The sequence below is a fragment of the Pseudomonas sp. 18175 genome (assembly GCF_050432925.1).
Lineage (GTDB): Bacteria > Pseudomonadota > Gammaproteobacteria > Pseudomonadales > Pseudomonadaceae > Aquipseudomonas.
Genome location: NZ_JBKFTO010000016.1, coordinates 56,759 through 73,409 on the forward strand (window position 1 = coordinate 56,759; position 16,651 = coordinate 73,409).

The 16,651-nt window shown below is 62.7% G+C and carries 6 protein-coding genes; 4 read left to right on the forward strand and 2 right to left on the reverse strand.

Annotated features, from left to right (window positions below; translation table 11 throughout):
• Genes ACLD1Y_RS21450 through ACLD1Y_RS21460 form a run of 3 tightly spaced genes read left to right on the forward strand, consistent with a single transcriptional unit; the run spans position 1 to position 3,591 of the window.
• The gene (locus tag ACLD1Y_RS21450) at positions 1 to 984 is read left to right on the forward strand and encodes an AAA family ATPase (RefSeq protein ID WP_429479810.1); all 984 of its coding nucleotides are present in this window, start codon (positions 1 to 3) and stop codon (positions 982 to 984) included.
• A gap of 38 nt (positions 985 to 1,022) precedes the next feature.
• Complete coding sequence (locus ACLD1Y_RS21455; protein ID WP_429479811.1) at positions 1,023 to 2,378, forward strand: MATE family efflux transporter; 1,356 nt, start codon at positions 1,023 to 1,025, stop codon at positions 2,376 to 2,378.
• A gap of 40 nt (positions 2,379 to 2,418) precedes the next feature.
• Positions 2,419 to 3,591: an MFS transporter gene (locus ACLD1Y_RS21460; RefSeq protein WP_429479812.1), complete on the forward strand. Its 1,173-nt coding sequence runs from the start codon at positions 2,419 to 2,421 to the stop codon at positions 3,589 to 3,591.
• Here the strand turns inward: ACLD1Y_RS21460 and ACLD1Y_RS21465 are convergent, their stop codons facing one another.
• Positions 3,592 to 3,957, reverse strand: coding sequence for a type II toxin-antitoxin system HicB family antitoxin (locus ACLD1Y_RS21465; RefSeq protein WP_429479813.1), 366 nt, complete (start codon positions 3,955 to 3,957; stop codon positions 3,592 to 3,594).
• Positions 3,954 to 4,205: a type II toxin-antitoxin system HicA family toxin gene (locus tag ACLD1Y_RS21470; protein WP_429479814.1), complete on the reverse strand. Its 252-nt coding sequence runs from the start codon at positions 4,203 to 4,205 to the stop codon at positions 3,954 to 3,956. The genes ACLD1Y_RS21465 and ACLD1Y_RS21470 overlap by 4 nt, the downstream gene beginning before the upstream one ends.
• 209 nt (positions 4,206 to 4,414) lie before the next feature.
• Here ACLD1Y_RS21470 and ACLD1Y_RS21475 point away from each other — a divergent pair, with 209 nt between their 5' ends.
• Complete coding sequence (locus ACLD1Y_RS21475) at positions 4,415 to 16,642, forward strand: non-ribosomal peptide synthase/polyketide synthase (RefSeq protein WP_429479815.1); 12,228 nt, start codon at positions 4,415 to 4,417, stop codon at positions 16,640 to 16,642.
• Positions 16,643 to 16,651 lie beyond the last annotated feature (9 nt).

Here is a 16,651-nt window from a genome sequence, read left to right on the forward strand (position 1 = left end):
ATGCGCTTTACCTTTGAACCGGCCCAGGTCATGGCCTTGTTGCGCAGCCGCATCGTCGGCCAGGATGCCGCGCTGGCCCAGGTGGAAGGCTTGCTCAAGGTGGTCAAGGCCGATATCGGCGAGCGTGATCGCCCTTTGAGCGTCAACCTGTTCATGGGGCCGACCGGTGTGGGTAAGACTGAAATCGTGCGGCTGCTGGCCCAGGCGCTGCACGGTCGTAGCGATGGCTTTTGCCGTATCGACATGCACACCTTGGCCCAGGAACATTACGCGGCCGCGTTGACCGGTGCGCCGCCCGGCTATGTGGGCAGCAAGGAAGGCATCAGCCTGTTCAACAGTGAGTTGATCCAGGGCACTTACAGTCGGCCGGGCATCGTGTTGTTCGATGAATTGGAAAAGGCCAGCCAGGAAGTGGTGCGTAGCCTGTTGGGCATCCTGGAAAACGGCCAGCTCACGTTGGCCGGCGGTACGCGGACGTTGGACTTTCGCAACAGCCTGATCTTCATGACCAGCAATATCGGCGCGCAACAGGCACGGCGTCATCGCCTGCGGTTTACCCAGGGGTGGCGACGAATGCTGCGTGGTTTTGTACGCAATGAAGCGACGGTGTTGGAAGAGGCGCTGCACGGTCATTTCGAGCCGGAGTTTCTCAACCGTATCGACCGTATCCTGATGTTCGAACCCATTGACGTGCAGTGGTTGGATGCACTGTTGGAGGTGGAGTTGGTCAAACTCAACCAACGATTAGCCGCACACCACCGTTCCCTGGACATGGATGAGCAGGCGCGGGCGTGGTTGTGCCGCCAGCACGACGTGCGCTTTGGGGCGCGGGCACTGGCCAGACGCCTGCGGGTGGAGCTGGAACCGGCACTTGCCGAGTGCCTGTTGCAAGACAATGCCCGGCACCTCAAGGCAACAGTGCGCAATGGCTGCCTGGTGGTTGAAGCCGAAAGCGCAGGAAGATGGGATCCAATTACGGTATAACCCTCGGACGCTTTAGTGACCCCGAGGCCCCGTTTTTCATGCAAAGCCCTTTGCAACGCCCGCTGTGGCAGGTCTACCTGATCTTTCTGGCGCCCATGGTGCTGTCCAACTTTTTGCAGAGTTTTTCCGGCACCCTGAACGGTATCTACGTCGGGCAAATGCTCGGCACCCAGGCGTTGGCGGCGGTGTCGGGGATGTTCCCCATCGTGTTTTTCTTTATCGCCCTGGTGATTGGCTTGGGTGCGGGCGCGTCGGTGTTGATCGGCCAGGCGTGGGGTGCCCAGGAGACGGGGCTGGTGAAGGTGATTACCGGCGCCACCCTGACCTTGGGCGCACTGGTGGGCTTGATTGCGGCCGTGCTGGGCAGCCTGTTTGCGCGCCCGGCCTTGCAAGCATTGGGCACGCCGGTGGATGTGCTGGACGATGCGGTGGGCTATGCCCAGAAGATGATGTTGATCATGCCGCTATTGCTGGTGTTCATCCTCTATACCCAATTGTTGCGCGGGGTCAGCGATACGGTCTCGCCGCTGCTGGCGCTGGTGGTCTCGACCCTGGTGGGCCTGCTGCTGACCCCGGCGCTGATTCGAGGCTGGATCGGCCTGCCGCCCATGGGCATCCAAAGTGCGGTGTACGCCGGGTTGGTCGGTAACGCGTTGGCGATGCTGTTTCTGGTGCTGCGCCTGCGGCATAAAAACCATGTGATGGCGCCGGACCGGGAGCTGATTGCAGCCTTGCGGTTGGACCGTGCCATTTTGGGCAAAGTCTTGCGTATTGGCCTGCCCACCGGCTTGCAGATGGTGGTGTTGTCACTGTCTGAATTGGTCATCCTCGCTCTGGTCAACGGCCACGGTTCCCAGGCCACGGCGGCCTATGGGGCGGTGACGCAGATCGTCAACTATGTGCAGTTTCCGGCGCTGTCGATTGCCATCACCGCATCGATCCTTGGGGCCCAGGCCATTGGCGCGGGGCGCCTGGAACGGATCGGGCCGATCCTGCGTACGGGGCTGTTGATCAACACCTGCCTGACCGGGGGCCTGATTGTGCTCGGCTACGGGTTGTCCCATTGGCTGTTGGGCCTGTTCATCACCGACGACGCGGCACGGGTCAAGGCTGAACACCTGTTGCACATTATGTTGTGGAGCATCCTGGTGTTCGGGTTCCAGGCAGTGGTGGGCGGGATCATGCGCGCCAGCGGCGTGGTGTTGATGCCGGTGGTGATCTCGATTTTTTGTGTGCTGTGCGTCGAGTTGCCGATGGCGTATCTGTTCAATGCCCACTTTGGCCTGGAAGGGGTGTGGATGGCGTTTCCGGTGACCTACCTGGCCATGCTGGCGTTGCAGGTGGCGTATTACCGCCTGGTGTGGCGGCATAAGCAGATCAAGCGCCTGGTGTGATACAAGGTGGCGCAATTTAAGGATTGAAGGCGTTCTACCCATGGCAAATCCCTATGCCGCGTTGTTCGAGGTGCCGGGTGCCCGGGCGTTTGTGCTGGCGGGCATGCTGGCGCGCATGCCGGTATCGATGACCGGTATCGGCCTGATCACCATGTTGTCCCAGGTACACGGTGGTTACGGCCTGGCGGGCTCGGTGGCGGCGGTGTTTGCCCTGGCCACGGCGTTTTGCGCACCGCAGGTGTCACGCCTGGTGGACCGCTACAGCCAGGGGCGGGTGCTGCCCATCGCTGCGCTGATCGGTGGCGGAGCATTGCTGATGTTACTGCTGTGCACCCGCTTGCAGGCGCCGAGCTGGACGCTGTTCCTGTTCGCCGCCCTGGCCGGTTGCATCCCGAACATGTCGGCCATGGTGCGGGCGCGCTGGACCGAGTTGTACCGGGGCCAGCCCAAGCTGCAAACCGCGTTTGCCCTGGAGTCGGTGCTCGATGAGGTGTGCTTTATCATCGGCCCGCCGATTTCGGTAGGCTTGAGCGTGGTGCTGTTTCCCGAGGCCGGGCCCTTGGTGGCTGCGTTGTTGCTGGCAGTGGGTGTCACTACCTTCGTGCTGCAACGTGAGACCGAACCCCCGGTGCACGAACACCACGAGCACCACAGCGGTTGGCTGATCGCTTCACCGTCAGTGCTGATCCTGATGATCCTGCTGCTGGCCATGGGGGTGATCGTCGGTGTGGTGGACGTGGTCAGCGTGGCCTTCGCCCAGCACCAAGGCCAACCGGCGGCGGCGAGCATCGTGCTGTCGGTGTACGCGATCGGTTCGTGCCTGGCGGGCTTGGCCTTTGGCACCCTCAAGCTCAAGGCGCCGTTGCCCCGCCAGTTCCTGATCTGCGGCGTGGCCACGGCGCTGACCACCTTGCCGTTGCTGCTGGTGACCAATATCCCTGGTCTTGCAGTGGCGATCTTTATCTCCGGGCTGTTCTTTGCACCCACGTTGATCGTGTCCATGGCCCTGGTGGAGCGCATTGTCCCACCCAGCCGCCTGACCGAGGGCATGACCTGGCTGATCACCGGCCTCAGCATCGGGGTGGCCATTGGCGCTGCCAGCTCCGGCTGGATGATCGACCACTTTGGCGCCACCAGCGGGTTCTGGATGGCGCTGGTGGCAGGGGCGGTGGTATTTGGGGCTGCGGTACTGGGATATCGGCGGTTGGGGTAGTCAGCCCATCGCCGGGCAAGCATCCCCGCTGTGGTGTTGCAGGAACTCGCTCAGCGCCTGGCGTGTCAGGTCATTGAGCGTCACTTTCTTGCGGGTCGCCGCCAACGCAGCGGCCAAGTGCAGGTCATGCCCAACGCGCACATTGAATGAGCCTTTGCAGGGTTTCTCGGGCGTTTGCCCGAGGGCTTGGCAGGTGGTCAGATAGTCTTCCACTGCTTCCCGGAAGGCCGCGTCCAGTTCAGCCACGGTTTTGCCTTCGTAGCTCACCAGCGCCTTGATGAACAGCACCTTGCCGAACAGGCAGTTGTCTTCGAGGCTGGCTTCGATGGAGCCGATGTAGCCGTTGTGTTTCAGTTGGTTGTTCACTGAATCAGTTCTCCTGATTTCAATTGTTCGATGATCTGGCGCCGAATGTAGTGTTTCAGTTCGTTGCCGGGGTGAGGCCTGTGCAAGGTAATCATTGCACTGGGGTCGCCGATGTCGAACTTGACGCGGCTCCCAGCCCCCTCAATCTGTGTGTAACCCAGCCAACGCAGCAGCGTTACAAGCTCGGGCCAAGTGAAGGCCATTTGTTCGTTAAGCAATTTGGCGAGCAGCTTTTCATTTTTCGACACGGCGATCCCTGCGTGTAACTAAATGTAGTTGCAAAAAGTGGTGTTCGTCAATGCTAGCTCGGGTTCGCATCGCTTTCCTGGGATTGATGTAACCCCTGATGACACCTCGCGTCACGTCCTCCATCCCCCGCTAATTTTTCCCCGGCCGGTTCGTTTTATAGGGACGACGTGCCTTTGTGCTTCCTGCCTATTGCTCCGGATCCCAACAAATGAATGCTGAAGACTCCTTGAAACTTGCTCGCCGGTTTATCGGGTTGCCCCTGGAAAAGCGCCAGTTGTTCTTGCAGGCACTGCAAAAAGAAGGGGTGGATTTTTCACGGTTTCCGATACCGGCCGGGGTGGAGGCAGAGGATCGCCAAGCGCTGTCCTACGCGCAGCAGCGCATGTGGTTTTTGTGGCAATTGGACCCGGCCAGTGGCGCCTATAACCTGCCGGGCGCGGTGCGGCTCAAGGGCGCGTTGAATCTTTGCGCCCTTGAGCAGGCGTTCGTCAGCCTGGTGGCGCGGCATGAGACCTTGCGCACGGTGTTCCAGCGCCAGCCCGATGAGCGCCTGTTGCAAGTGGCGGTCGAGCCACAGTTGGTCGTGCAACAACTGGACCTGAGCCACTTGGCCATCGAGGCGCGCGAGCAGGCAGTCAATGATGCGGCGATCAATCAGTCATTGCTGCCGTTCGACCTGGCTAACGGCCCGCTGCTCCGCGTGCAATTGCTCAAGCTCGATGCGCAGGAGCATGTGCTGCTACTGACCTTGCACCACATCGTTTCAGACGGCTGGTCGATGAATGTACTGATCGACGAATTCATCCGTTTCTATGACGCCCATGAGCGCAACGAAGCGCCCCAGTTGGCGGCGCTGCCGATTCAATACAGCGATTACGCTCTATGGCAGCGTCGCTGGCTGGAAGCGGGGGAGCAGGCCCGTCAGTTGGAGTACTGGCAAGCGCGCCTGGGCGACGAGCATCCGGTGCTGGAGCTGCCGACGGACCATCCGCGTCCAGCTATGCCCAGCTATCAGGGCACCCGCCACAATTTCGCGATTGACCCGGCGTTGGCCACACAACTGCGCAGTTACGCACAAAAACACAACGTCACGTTGTTCATGCTGTTGCTCGGTGCCTTCAACGTGTTGCTGCATCGCTACACCGGCCAGGGCGATATCCGCATCGGCGTGCCCATCGCCAACCGTAACCGCAGTGAGGTCGAGGGGCTGATCGGCTTCTTCGTCAACACCCAGGTGCTGCGTACCGAACTGAGCGGGCAAACCCGCGTCGCCGAGCTGCTGCAAAGCATCAAGGAGCATGCGCTCGGTGCCCAGGCCCATCAGGAGTTGCCGTTCGAGCGTTTGGTGGAAGCCCTCAAGATCGAGCGAAGCCTCAGTCATACGCCGCTGTTCCAGGTGATGTACAACCACCAGCCAGTGGTGGCCGATATCGCCTCGGTCAGCACCGCTTCCGGCCTGGAGCTGGCGTTGGTGGAGTGGCAGGGCCGTACCACCCAGTTTGATCTGACGCTGGACACCTACGAAAAATCCGGCACCTTGCACGCCGCGTTGACCTACGCCAACGATCTGTTCGACGCCCGCTCCATCGAGCGCATGGCCCGACACTGGACCCGCCTGTTGCAAGCGATGGTTGCTGACGGCGAACAGCGCATCGGTGAGCTGGCGATGCTCGACGACGAAGAACAGCAGGTGCTGGTGCGCGATTGGAACCAGACTGCCGAGGCGTACCCGACCGCGCGCGGCATTCATCACCTCATCCAGGATCAGGTCCAGCGTACGCCCGATGCGCCGGCGCTGGTGTTCGGCGCCACGATCCTGACCTACGCTCAGCTTGACGCCCGCGCCAACCAGTTGGCCCATGCCTTGGTCGAGCGGGGCGTGGGTCCGGACGTGCTGGTGGGCATCTGTGTCGAACGCTCCATCGAGATGGTGGTGGGCCTGCTGGCGATTCACAAGGCAGGCGGCGCCTACGTGCCACTGGACCCGGAGTACCCCCAGGAGCGCCTGGCCTACATGATCGAGGACAGCCGCGTTCAGTTGCTGCTCAGCCAGCACAGCCTGTTGCCGCTGTTGCCGCTCGAAGGCATCCAGGTGATTGCCCTGGACCAGGCGCCAGACTGGCTCGATGCCTACAGTCGTCAGGCGCCGGTGGTGGAGGTCGATGCGCTGAACCTGGCCTACGTGATCTACACCTCCGGTTCTACTGGCAAGCCCAAGGGCGCAGGCAACAGTCATCGCGCCTTGGTCAACCGCCTGTGCTGGATGCAACAGGCCTACGGCCTGGAGGCGAATGACGCGGTGTTGCAGAAAACCCCGTTCAGCTTTGACGTGTCGGTCTGGGAGTTCTTCTGGCCACTGATGACCGGGGCCCGCTTGGTAGTCGCGGCCCCTGGTGAACACCGTGAGCCGGCGCGCCTGATCGAGACGATTGGCCGCCATGGCATCACCACCCTGCATTTCGTGCCGTCGATGCTCCAGGCGTTTATCCATGAGCCTGGCGTACAGGCATGCTCCAGCCTGCAGCACATTGTCTGCAGCGGCGAGGCATTGCCACTGGACGCACAACTGCAAGTGTTCGCCAAACTGCCCCAGGCCGGGCTGTACAACCTTTATGGTCCGACCGAAGCGGCCATCGACGTAACCCATTGGACCTGCGTTGACGAAGGCGCCGACAGCGTGCCCATTGGCCGTCCCATCGCCAACCTTGGCACCTGGGTACTCGATGCCCAGCTCAACCCGGTGCCCGCCGGTGTGTCTGGCGAGCTGTATTTGGGCGGTGTCGGCCTGGCCCGCAGTTACCATCGGCGTCCGGCGCTGACGGCCGAGCGATTTGTGCCCAGCCCCTTTGTCGAAGGCGAGCGCCTCTATCGCACCGGCGATCGCGTTTGCCAGCGTGCCGACGGGGTTATTGAATACCTTGGCCGCCTCGACCATCAGGTCAAGTTGCGTGGCCTGCGTATCGAGCTGGGGGAAATCGAGACCCGCCTGATGCAACACCCGTCGGTACGTGAGGCGGTGGTGTTGGTGCAGGGCGGCAAACAGTTGGTGGCCTACCTGGTGTTGGAGGGCGAAGCCCCTGCCGACCTCAAGGCCTGGCTGCTCAAGAGCTTGCCTGAGTACATGGTGCCGACCCACATGGTGTACTTGGAGAAACTGCCGGTGACCGCCAACGGCAAGCTCGACCGCAAGGCTTTGCCGGTGCCGGATGCGGCGCCGCAGCAGGCGTATAGCGCGCCGGAAAATGCCTTGCAAATAGCCTTGGCAGCCATCTGGAGCGATGTGCTCGGCACCCCGCAGGTGGGCCTGGATGATAACTTCTTTGAGCTGGGCGGTGATTCGATCATCTCCATCCAGGTGGTCAGCCGTGCACGCCAGGCCGGGATTCGCCTGAGCCCGCGTGACCTGTTTCAATACCAGAGCGTACGCAGCCTGGCATTGGTGGCGACGTTTGAGCAGGCCACCGTCATTGACCAGGGGCCGGTCACTGGCGAGGTGATTCTGACTCCGGTGCAGGCGAGCTTCTTCGAGCAGGCCATCCCGGCACGCGGCCATTGGAACCAGTCGTTGCTACTGACGCCCCGTGAGCCGCTGGACGCGGCGCGCCTGGACGCGGCCTTGACCCGCCTGATCAACCATCACGACGCCCTGCGCCTGCGCTTTACCCAGCGGTCCGAAGGGTGGCAGCAAACCCACGCCGGGCCGGTTAGTGAGTCCGGCTTGTGGGTGTCCGAGGTGGACAACGACGCCGAGCTGGCGGCGCTCTGTGACGAAGCCCAGCGCAGCCTCGACCTGCAACAGGGCCCCCTGTTGAATGCCGCCCTGGTGCAGATGGCCGATGGTACCCAGCGCCTGCTGTTGGTCATCCATCACTTGGTGGTAGACGGTGTGTCCTGGCGCATCTTGCTTGAAGACCTGCAACAGGCGTATCGCGATCAAGCCCTGCCAGCCAAGACCAGTGCCTACCAGCACTGGGCTCAACAGTTGCAGAGCCATGCGCACACCCTTGAGCACGAGTTGTCGTTCTGGCAGGCGCAGTCCATCGACGCCGACTTGCCACGTGACAACCTGCAGGGCGGCCTGCAGAACCGTCTGGGCATCAAGCTTGAAACCCGCTTGAATGCCGATCAAACCCGGCAATTGCTGCAAGACGCCCCGGCGGCGTATCGCACCCAGGTCAATGACTTGCTGCTGACGGCATTGGCTCGGGTCATCAGCCGTTGGAGCGGTCAGCAGGCAGCGCTGATCCAGCTGGAAGGCCATGGTCGTGAGGACCTGTTCGACAGCCTCGACCTCACCCGTACAGTCGGCTGGTTCACCAGTTTGTTCCCGGTACGTTTGCAAGCCGATGGCGAGCTGGGCAGTGCGATCAAATCGGTCAAGGAGCAACTGCGTGCGGTGCCCGCCAAAGGCATTGGCTACGGCCTGCTGCGTTACCTGGGCGCGGCGGATGTGCGTGACGCCCTGGCCACTCAGGCAGCGCCGCGAATCACCTTTAACTACCTCGGTCAATTCGACCGCCAGTTTGATGAGGCGGCGCTGTTTGTGCCGGCCGCTCAAGGTAGCGGCCAGGCCCAGGATGGCGAGGCCCCGCTGGCCAACTGGCTGACCGTGGAAGGCCAGGTGTATGGCGGTGAGTTGTCGATGCAATGGGGCTTCAGCCATCAGATGTTCCTGCCGGCAACCATTCAGGCATTGGCCGATGCCTATCAGGACGAGCTGCGCGCCCTGGTTGAGCATTGCTGCGCATTGGCGCAGCCCCAGGCCACCCCTTCGGACTTCCCGTTGGCCCTTATCGATCAAGCCGGCCTGGATCGCTTGCCGGTGCCTCTGAGCGAGCTTGAGGACCTGTATGCCCTGTCGCCGATGCAGCAGGGCATCCTCTTCCACAGCATGCTGCAAGCCGAGGGCGGCAGCTATATCAACCAGATGCGCCTGGCTGTGCAGGGCCTGGACCCTCAGCGCTTCCAGGCCGCTTGGCAGGCAACCTTGCAGGCGCATCCGATCCTGCGCAGTGGTTTCATTTGGCAGGACGAGCTAGAACGCCCGGTGCAAGTGGTCTACCGCCAGCGTGCGTTGCCCTTGCGCGTTGAAGACTGGCGTGGCCGACAGGATGTCATGCCGGCGCTGGATGCACTTGCAGATGAGGAGCAAGCGCGGCCTTTCGACGTACTGCAGGCGCCCTTGCTGCGCCTGGTGCTGGTGCAGACGACGGAGCTGGATTGGGAAATCATCTACACCCATCACCATGTGTTGATGGATGGCTGGAGTAACTCGCGGGTGCTCGGCGAGGTATTGCAACGTTACAGCGGGCAGGCACCGGCACCGGCGATTACGCAGTACCGCGATTACATCGGCTGGTTGCAACGCCAGGGCCGCGCCGCCAGCGAAGCGTTCTGGCGCGAGCAACTGTCGGGTTTGCAGGCGCCTACGCGTTTGGTCAATTGCCTACCTGTGGCGTCGGCGCAGGAGGGCTACGGGGACTGTCATGTCAGCCTAGACGCGACCAACACCGAGCGACTACAGCGTTTTGCGACAGCGGCTCACGTAACCCTCAATACGTTGCTGCAAGCAGCATGGTTGCTGGTGTTGCAGCGCTACAGCGGCCAAGACAGCGTGTGCTTCGGTGCCACTGTGTCCGGGCGCCCGGCGCAGTTGGAGGGCGCCGAGCAGCAGATCGGTCTGTTCATCAATACCCTGCCAGTCATTGCCGCACCGCGTGGTGAGCTTAGCGTTGCGCAGTGGTTGCAGCTCGTGCAGCAGGTCAACCTGCAGGTGCGTGATTTCGAGCATACGCCGCTGGCCGATATCCAGCGTTGGGCAGGGCAGGCGGGCGAGGCGTTGTTCGATAACATCCTGGTGTTTGACAACTACCCGGTGGCCGAGGCCCTGCGTGAAGCGGGCGACACGTTGCAGTTCGGTGCCGTGCGTAACCGTGAACGCACCCATTACCCGTTGACGCTGGTGGTAGGGCAGGGCGCGGGCCTCACGCTGCACCTGAGTTTTGATCGGATGCATTTTCAGGCCGATACCGTCGAGCGCTTGTCTCGTCACCTGGTGCACATGCTTGAACAGCTGAGTGTCAGCGCCGAGCGTCGCCTTGGTGAGTTGCCGCTACTGGGGGCTGACGAGCAGCGCACGCTGCTGGGTTGGAACGCCACGGCAGTCGACTACCCTCTGGACCAAACGGTGCAAGCGCTGATCGAAGCGCAGGTTGCCCGCACACCGGATGCTCCGGCATTAGTCTTCGGCACGCAGCAGCTCAGTTACGCGCAGCTCAATGCGCGAGCCAACCGCCTTGCACATCGCTTGATCGCCGCAGGCGTCGGTGCCGACGTGTTGGTGGGGATCGCCGCCGAGCGCAGCCTGGAAATGGTGATTGGTCTGTTGGCCGTGCTCAAGGCGGGTGGCGCCTATGTGCCCGTGGACCCGGATTACCCGGCCGAACGCCTGGCGTATCTGTTTGCCGACAGTGGTATCGAGCTGCTGCTGACCCAGCAGCATCTGTGTGACCGCCTGGCATTACCGGCAGCGGTGCAGGTGCTGGTGCTGGAGCAGGCGTTGGACAGCTACCCGGCCAATGATCCACACGTCAGCGTCGGGCGTGAAAACCTTGCCTATGTGATCTACACCTCCGGCTCCACTGGCCAACCCAAGGGCGCGGCCAACCGGCATGTGGCGCTGACCAATCGCCTCTGCTGGATGCAGCAGGCTTATGCGTTGGACAGCAGTGATGCGGTGTTGCAGAAAACCCCCTACAGCTTTGACGTGTCGGTGTGGGAGTTCTTCTGGCCACTCATGACCGGCGCGCGGCTGGTGATCGCCGCCCCTGGCGATCATCGTGACCCGGCCCGCCTGGTGGCCTTGATTAAACAGCACCAGATCAGCACCTTGCATTTCGTCCCCTCGATGCTGCAGGCGTTCATGCAGGACGAGCAGGTCGGCGACTGCCGCTCATTGCGCCGCATCATCTGCAGTGGCGAGGCACTGCCGGTGGATGCCCAGCAACAGGTATTCGCACGCCTGCCCGATGCTGCGCTTTACAACCTTTACGGGCCGACCGAAGCGGCGATTGACGTTACCCACTGGACCTGCCGCGAAGAAGGCAGTGACACCGTGCCCATCGGCCAGCCCATCGCTAACCTGAGCTGCTTTGTGCTCGACAGTGATTTCAACCCACTCCCGGCCGGTGTCATCGGCGAGCTATACCTGGGGGGCGAGGGCTTGGCGCGTGGTTACCATCGCCGGGCTGCGCTGACGGCTGAACGCTTCGTGACCAGCCCGTTCGGCCTGGGTGAGCGCCTGTACCGCACCGGTGACCTGGCGCGCCAACGCGCCGACGGGGTGATCGAATATGCCGGGCGCATAGATCATCAGGTGAAGATCCGTGGCCTGCGTATCGAGCTGGGTGAGATCGAAGCGCGGATGCTGGAATATCCAGACGTTCGTGAAGCGGTAGTGGTCGCACTGAATCAGCAATTGATCGGTTATGTCACCGGCCCCGTGGATGTGGAGGCCCTCAAGGTACGGTTGCGCGCTGCGCTGCCTGAGCACATGGTGCCTGCCACCTTGCTGGTGCTGGAGAGCATGCCGTTGAGTGCTAATGGCAAACTGGATCGCAAGGCGCTGCCGTTGCCGGATTTTCAGCAGCACCAGCAGCATTACGTCGCTCCGGTCACGCCGGCGCAGCAGGCCTTGGCGCAGATCTGGCAGCAGGTGTTGAAAATCGACAAGGTTGGCCTGCACGACAACTTCTTTGAACTGGGTGGCGATTCGATCATTTCCATTCAGGTGGTCAGTCGGGCGCGTCGACTTGGCCTGCACTTTTCGCCGAACGAGCTGTTCCGCCACCCCACCGTCGAAGGCTTGGCCGGCATTGCCGAGCGGGGCGCGCTGACACAGGTGGAGCAGGGACCCGTGACCGGCGAGTTGGCGTTGCTGCCCGCTCAGCACTGGTTCTTCGATCAGGCGATTCCCGAGCCTGGGCGTTGGAACCAGTCCCTGGTGCTGGATGTGCAAAAACACCTGGATGCCGAGGTGCTCGCGCAGGCGCTACGCCTGATCGTGCAGCATCACGATGGCCTGCGCCTGCGCTTTAACCAGCAGGCGGGCGCTTGGGCTGCCCATTTCGAACCCGCTTATACGCCGATCCTGTGGCAACGGGAACTGGCCGACGAAAGCCAATGGGAGGCGCTGGCCGATGAAGCCCAGGGCAGCCTCGACCTGCGGGACGGGCCGCTGTTGCGCGCGGTACTGGCCAGCGTCGCGGGCGAGCAGCGCTTGATGTTGGTGGCTCATCACTTGGTGATCGATGGCGTGTCCTGGCGCGTGTTGGTGGAGGACCTGCAAAGTAGCTATCTCAATGTGCTGGCGGGCCGGTCGGCCGGGCTTGCCGCCAAGACGCATTCGTTGCAGGCGTGGCGCACGGCGCTGGCAGCTCACGCAACGAGCCCTGCCTTGGCCGCGCAACTGCAGCAATGGCAAGCCTTGCTTGCGGGTGCAGAACCGGCGCTACCTTGCCCACGTCCACAGGGCAGCCGCCAGCGCCGTCACCTCGGTGTGGTCGAGGTCAGCCTCGATGCAGGGGTGACCCGCCAACTGTTGCAACAGGCTCCTGCGACGTATCGCACCCAGGTCAATGACCTCTTGCTGACAGCCCTGGCCAGAGCCGTTACCCAGTGGTCCGGCGGTGACGAACTGTTGGTACAGCTCGAAAGCCATGGGCGCGAGGTCGAGGGCGTTGACCTCGACCTAACCCGCACCCTGGGTTGGTTCACTGCGTTCTACCCGGTGCGCCTCAAGCCCGTCGGCGGGTTGGGGGCATCGCTCAAAGCGATCAAGGAGCAATTGCGCGCGGTGCCGGGTAAAGGCAGTGGCTTTGGCGTCTTGCGCTACCTTGGCGATGAGTCGGTGCGCAGGGTGCTTGCCGATTTGCCGGTACCGGCCATTACCTTCAATTACCTGGGCCAGTTCGACGTTGGGTTCGCCGAGCAAGACGCGCTGTTCACATTGGCCGCGCATGCCGGCGGGCGCGAGCAGTCGCTGGACGCACCGTTGGCCAGTGAATGGTCCATCGATGCACGGGTCGAGGCGGGCCAGTTGCAACTGGTATGGACATTCAGCACCGAGCGTTACGACACCGCGAGCGTTCAAGCGGTTGCCGATGCTTATGCCCATGAGTTGTCAGCGCTGGTCGAGCACTGCTGCGAACCGGGCCAGGGCAGTGCCACGGCGGCCGACTTCCCGCTGTCCAGCCTGACCCAGGCGCAGTTGGACGCCTTGCCCGTGGCGCTGGGCGAGGTGCATGACATCTACCCGTTGTCGCCCATGCAGCAGGGCATGTTGCTACACAGCCTGTTCGATGCTGGGCGCACCGATTACATCAACCAGATTCGCCTGGATGTGACGGGGCTGGACAGCGTGCGCTTCGTACAAGCTTGGCAGGACAGCCTGGATGCCCACGAGATCCTGCGCAGCGCATTTCATTGGGCGGCCGATACACGCCAGCCGCACCAACTGGTCATGCGCCGGGCAGTGCTGCCGCTGACCCGCAGCGATTTGAGTGGCCAAGCACCGCAGGCTTTCGATGCGCTGGCCGAGGCTGAACGTCAGCGCGGTTTCGACGTGCTGCAGGCGCCGTTATTGCGCCTGCACCTGGCGCAGATGGCAACAGACCGCCAGCATGTGGTGTTGACCTATCATCACGCACTGCTTGATGGCTGGAGCACTTCACAGTTGCTCGGCGAGGTCCTGCAGCGTTATGCGGGCCTCAGCGTACCAGCGCCTCAAGGTCGTTATCGCGATTACATCGGTTGGCTGGCGGGGCAGGACATGCACCTGGCCGAAGCGTTCTGGAAAGAACAACTGGCCGTGTTGCAAGGCCCGACGCGCCTGGTCGATGCGATTGGCTTGGCCGACCCGCAAGGCGTCGAAGGTAGGCAGCAGGACCATCAACTGCGACTCGATAGCGGCCTGAGCGATCGCCTGCAGCGTTTGGCGCGTGAGCGCCAGGTCACACTCAACACGGTTGTGCAGCTGGCGTGGGGGCTGTTGTTGCAGCGCCTGACCGGCGAAACGGCGGTGACCTTCGGCGCCACCGTCGCTGGCCGGCCCGCAGCGCTGCCGGCGGTGGAGCAGCAAATCGGGCTGTTCATCAACACCTTGCCGTTGACCTGCGCACCCACGGCTGAGCAACACCTGGGCGAGTGCCTGGCGCAATTGCAGGCGAACAATGCCCGCTTGCGTGACTTCGAACACGCGCCTTTGTCGGATATCCAGCGCTGGGCTGGTCAGCCAGGCGAAGCGTTGTTCGATCATATTCTGGTATTCGAAAACTATCCGGTTGCCCAAGCGCTGCGCGAAGGGGCACCGGGAGGGTTGCAGTTCGCCAACCTGCAAGCGCCGGAGCAGACCAGCTACCCATTAACGGTGCTGATCGCCCAAGACCAGGGGCTGAGTGTGACCTTGCGCTATGCCGTCGAGCGTTTCAGCGAGGCCGCCATGCGCGGTCTGGTCGAAGGCTTGCGCGACGTGCTGAACGGCTTTGTCGACAACCCCGATGCGCGTATCGGCGAGATCAGTGCGGCGCTAAACCACGCGCAGCGTCAGCAGGCAGCGCATTGGAATGCGACCGCTGAAGACTTCGCGCTGAATGCTCCGGTGCAGCGCTGGATCGAGGCCCAGTCGCCCGGCGCGACTGCCTTGCTGTTCGGTGATCTAAGCCTCAGCTATGGCGAACTCAATGCCCGAGCCAATAGCCTGGCACACGGTTTGATCGCCCGGGGCGTAGGGCCCGAGACGCTGGTTGGGGTCGCCTCCGAGCGCAGTCTGGAGCTGGTGGTGGCCTTGCTCGCGGTACTCAAGGCCGGGGCCGCTTATGTGCCACTGGACCCGGAATACCCGGCCCAGCGCCTGGCCTACATGCTCGAAGACAGTGCGGTGCATTGCCTGTTGGCGCAACGCGGGCTGGACCTGCCCGTACCCGACAGCGTGACCCGGCTGGACATCGAGGCGGATTGGTCGGCTTACCCGACGACCACGCCGCAGGTGGATATCGACCCGCAAAGCCTGGCGTACATGATTTATACCTCGGGTTCCACCGGCCAGCCCAAAGGCGCTGCCAACCGTCATTCGGCGCTGACTAACCGGCTGTGCTGGATGCAGCGCGCCTATGGCCTGACGCCGGGCGATACGGTATTGCAAAAGACCCCGTTCAGCTTTGACGTCTCGGTCTGGGAGTTCTTCTGGCCGCTGATGTTCGGCGCTCGGTTGGCCATCGCGGCCCCGGGTGATCATCGCGATCCGGCGCGCCTGGTGGCGTTGATCGAACAGCACCAGGTCACCACGTTGCACTTTGTGCCATCAATGCTGCAAGTGTTCCTGCTGGGTGACGGCGTGCCTCGCTGCCGTAGCCTGGCGCGGATCATTTGCAGTGGCGAGGCCCTGGCGGTGCAAACCCAGCGCCAGTGCCTGGCAAGCCTGCCGGCGGCGACCTTGTACAACCTCTATGGGCCGACCGAGGCGGCCATCGATGTGACCCACTGGACCTGCCGCGAAGAAGGTGTGGACCAGGTGCCGATCGGCGAGCCGATCAGTAACGTCACCACCTGGGTGCTGGACGCCAACCTTGAGGTGCAGGCGCCGGGTGTCGTCGGTGAGCTGTACCTGGGGGGGGAGGGCCTGGCGCGTGGTTATCACCGCCGCCCGGCGCTGACCGCCGAACGTTTCGTGACTAGCCCATTCGGTCAGGGCGAACGCTTGTATCGCACTGGCGACCTGGCGCGCTACCGCCCAGGCGGGGTGATCGAATACGCCGGGCGCATCGACCATCAAGTCAAGATCCGTGGCTTGCGCGTCGAGTTGGGGGAAATCGAAGCACGGCTGATGGAGCAGCCGCAGGTGCGCGAGGCTGCGGTGCTGGCGGTCGATCAGCAACTGGTGGCCTATGTCACCGGCGCGCCGGTGCTGGAGGCACTCAAGTCCGAGCTGCGCGCCGTGCTGCCCGAGCACATGGTGCCGGCGCAGATCGTGGTACTCGACAGCCTGCCGCTGAGCCCCAATGGCAAGCTCGATCGCAAAGCGTTGCCGCTGCCGCAGGCAACAAGCCGGCAGTTCCGTGCGCCGCACAGCGAATTGCAATGCCAGGTCGCTGCGCAATGGGGTGAATTGCTAGGGGTTCAAGCCGTAGGGCTGGATGACAACTTCTTTGAGCAGGGCGGGCATTCGCTGCTGGCCACACGCCTGGTCATGGCCTTGCGCAAGGACCTGGCGCTGGATATCCCGCTGGAAGCGCTGTTCGCCACGTCTCATCTCGAAGCGTTCTGCGCACGCATCGAGGCCCTGCGCGGGGCTTCGCAACCGATTCTGGATGAATTGGCTAAATCCTTGGAGGCACTCAAACGTCTATCTAGCGAAGAGCTTGAAAATATGACTCATTGACAGGAGAGG